Origin of the sequence: Pseudomonas flexibilis (assembly GCF_000802425.1) — a bacterium.
GTDB classification, from domain to species: domain Bacteria; phylum Pseudomonadota; class Gammaproteobacteria; order Pseudomonadales; family Pseudomonadaceae; genus Serpens; species Serpens flexibilis.
This window is the reverse complement of record NZ_JRUD01000028.1, coordinates 1-2,772: the sequence shown is the minus strand read 5'-3', so window position 1 is coordinate 2,772 and position 2,772 is coordinate 1. Positions and strand designations below refer to the sequence as shown.

General features: G+C 63.3%; 3 protein-coding genes. All 3 read left to right on the top strand.

The genetic code is table 11. The annotated features are described in order from the left end of the window. A partial coding sequence (locus tag SF06_RS16020; protein WP_234703339.1) for a DUF2931 family protein occupies positions 1 to 790 on the top strand: 790 nt, incomplete at its 5' end. Further along, positions 777 to 1,706, top strand: a complete 930-nt coding sequence (locus tag SF06_RS18405) for a DUF2931 family protein (protein ID WP_169745316.1) — start codon at positions 777 to 779, stop codon at positions 1,704 to 1,706. The genes SF06_RS16020 and SF06_RS18405, both read left to right, overlap by 14 nt. Continuing rightward, positions 1,693 to 2,625 (top strand): DUF2931 family protein, encoded by a 933-nt coding sequence (locus tag SF06_RS18400; RefSeq protein ID WP_169745315.1) that lies wholly within the window; start codon positions 1,693 to 1,695, stop codon positions 2,623 to 2,625. The genes SF06_RS18405 and SF06_RS18400 overlap by 14 nt, the downstream gene beginning before the upstream one ends. Positions 2,626 to 2,772 lie beyond the last annotated feature (147 nt).

The window sequence follows — 2,772 nt, the reverse complement described above, 5'->3', positions numbered from 1 at the left end:
CGACGGCACCTTTGCGGCCAGCCTGGCCTACGGCAACGTCGAGGGGCGGGTGCAGGGTCGCTGGCAGCGGCAGGGCGAGACCCTTATCTTGCAGGGCGCTCAGGGCCATCCCGAAATCGCCGAGCTGATCAACGGTACCCGTCTGACCCTCGATGGCGCCTGCCTGCTGCGTGACATGGGCGAGTACCAGGCCTGCTACCTGCGTCAGCCCGAACTGCCCTATGGCGCCTGGCGGTTGGGCTACTTCGCACCCGATTACATGGACGTCTGGGTGGAGACCACCGACATCACCGATGTGCGCGGCATCACTTCCCGAGGTGCCGTAACGGGGACCGTGTCCATACGACAACCTGAGAACGGCTCGGGTAAGCCAGCGGGCTGGCCAGAGCGTTTCGGCTGGGGTGCGGGCCGTTATTTATCTGGGCTGGATTTACCTCGGCGCATCGCCATCCGGTGGCAGTCCCTGGCAGAACCACAAACCTACCGCGTCAGTCTGGAAATCACGGACTCCACACGAGAAATCATGCGGCGCAAGGAAACGGCGGAGTGCCCGGCCAGCGGTCGTACCGAGGATTACCGCAAAGCCATCGTCATCGGTCTGGCGCCAGGCGGCATCGCTCGTGCGTGGGTAATGGGACCCTGCCTGAGCCCCGTTGAAATCCTCCGCGCTCAGGCTGAAATTGAGCCGCTGGGGCCGTATGGAGGGCGTTCAGGAGGCAAGCACCGACCGTTGGAGCCCGCTGCCAAGGCCTATATCGAAAAGCACGGCATTCCCTATGGCTCCTGGTAAGCGCCTGCTGGGCTGTTTGCTGCTGGTTCTGTCCATGGCAGCCAGCGCCGCCAGCCAAACCGACCCCGCTGGCCGCTACGTGCTCAATGGCGTGCGCGAAATGGACTCGGCGCTGCTTATCCGTAGCGACGGCACGTTTGCGGCCAGCCTGGCCTACGGCAACGTCGAGGGGAGGGTGCAGGGTCGCTGGCAGCGGCAGGGTGAAATTCTCATCCTTCAGGGCGCCCAAGGTCACCCCGAAATCGCCGAGTTGATCAACGGCACCCGTCTGACCCTCGATGGCGCCTGCCTGCTGCGCGACATGGGCACCTATCAAGCCTGTTACCTGCGCCAGCCTGAGCTGCCTTATGACGATTGGCGCCTGGGCTTCTTCGCGCCCGACTACATGGATGTCTGGGTGGAGACCACCGACGTCGCCGACGTGCGCGGCATTACTTTTCGAGAAGCCGTGGCGGGGAGCGTTTCCATTCGGCAGCCCGAAGACGGCTCGGGTGAGCCAGCGGGCTGGCCCGGTCCGTATATCCGTGGAAAAGGGCGTAACTTCCAGGGAGTCGACCTTCCCGCTCGCATTTTCATCCGCTGGCAGTCCCTGGCCGAACCGCAAACCTATCGCGTCACCCTTAGTATTCCCGCCGAAGCACGCGAGCTGATGCTGAAGCCGGAAAGGGTCAAATGCCCGATATCGGGTTGGGGTGTCCGTTACCGCAACGCCATAACCATCGGCCTGGCGCCTGGTGGCATCGTCAAGCTCTGGGTGAACGGCGCCTGCTTCCCAGCCACTGAAATCCTCCGCGCCCAGGCTGAAATCGAGCCGCTGGGGCCGTATGGAGGGCGTTCAGGAGGCAAGCACCGACCGTTGGAGCCCGCCGCCAAGGCCTATATCGAAAAGCACGGCATTCCCTATGGCTCCTGGTAAGCGCCTGTTGGGCTGTCTGCTACTGGCTCTGTCCCTGGCAGCCGGCGCCGCCAGCGAAACCGACCCCGCCGGCCGCTACGTGCTCAACGGCGTGCGGGAAATGGGCTCTGCGCTGCTTATCCGTAGCGACGGCACGTTTGCGGCCAGCCTGGCCTACGGCAACGTCGAGGGGAGGGTGCAGGGTCGCTGGCAGCGGCAGGGCGAGACCCTTATCTTGCAGGGCGCTCAGGGCCATCCCGAAATCGCCGAGTTGATTAATGACACCCGCCTGACCCTCGATGGCGCCTGCCTGCTGCGCGACATGGGCACCTATCAAGCCTGCTACCTGCGTCAGCCTGAACTGCCCTTTGATGACTGGTACCTGGGCTACTTCGCGCCCGACTATATGGATGTCTGGATAGAAACTACAGATGTCACCGATGTGCGTGGAATCACTTCCCGAGGCGCTGTAACGGGCCTTGCTTCCATCCGACAGCCCGAAAACGGTTCGGGTAAGCCGGCGGGATGGCCAAAGTCCCTTGGTTTTGGCGCGGGGCGTCATCTCAGCCAACTGGATCTGCCTGAGCGTATCCATATCCGCTGGCAATCGCTGGTTGAGCCTCAAACCTACCGCGTCACCCTTAGTATTCCCGCCGAAGCACGCGAGCTGATGCTGAAGCCGGAAAGGGTCGAATGCCCGATATCGGGTTGGGGTGTCCGTTACCGCAACGCCATCACCATCGGCCTGGCGCCTGGTGGCATCGTCAAGCTCTGGGTGAACGGCGCCTGCTTCCCAGCCACTGAAATCCTCCGCGCCCAGGCCGAAATCGAGCCACTGGGGCCCTATCAGGGAAAGATGCAGGGCCGCTATGCACTTCCCTTGGAGCCCGCCGCCAAGGCCTACATCGAAAAGCACGGCATTCCTTATGGCTCCTGGTAAACGCCTGCTGGGCTGTTTGCTGCTGGTTCTGTCCCTGGCAGCCAGCGCCGCCAGCGATATCGACCCTGCAGGCCGCTACGTGCTCAATGGCGTGCGCGAAATGGACTCGGCGCTGCTTATCCGTAGCGACGGCACCTTTGCGGCCAG

Excerpts from the sequence above, each read along its gene's own strand:
- SF06_RS18405 (WP_169745316.1), top strand. The coding sequence starts at position 777 with ATGGCTCCTGGTAAGCGCCTGCTGGGCTGTTTGCTGCTGGTTCTGTCC.
- SF06_RS18400 (WP_169745315.1), top strand. The coding sequence starts at position 1,693 with ATGGCTCCTGGTAAGCGCCTGTTGGGCTGTCTGCTACTGGCTCTGTCC.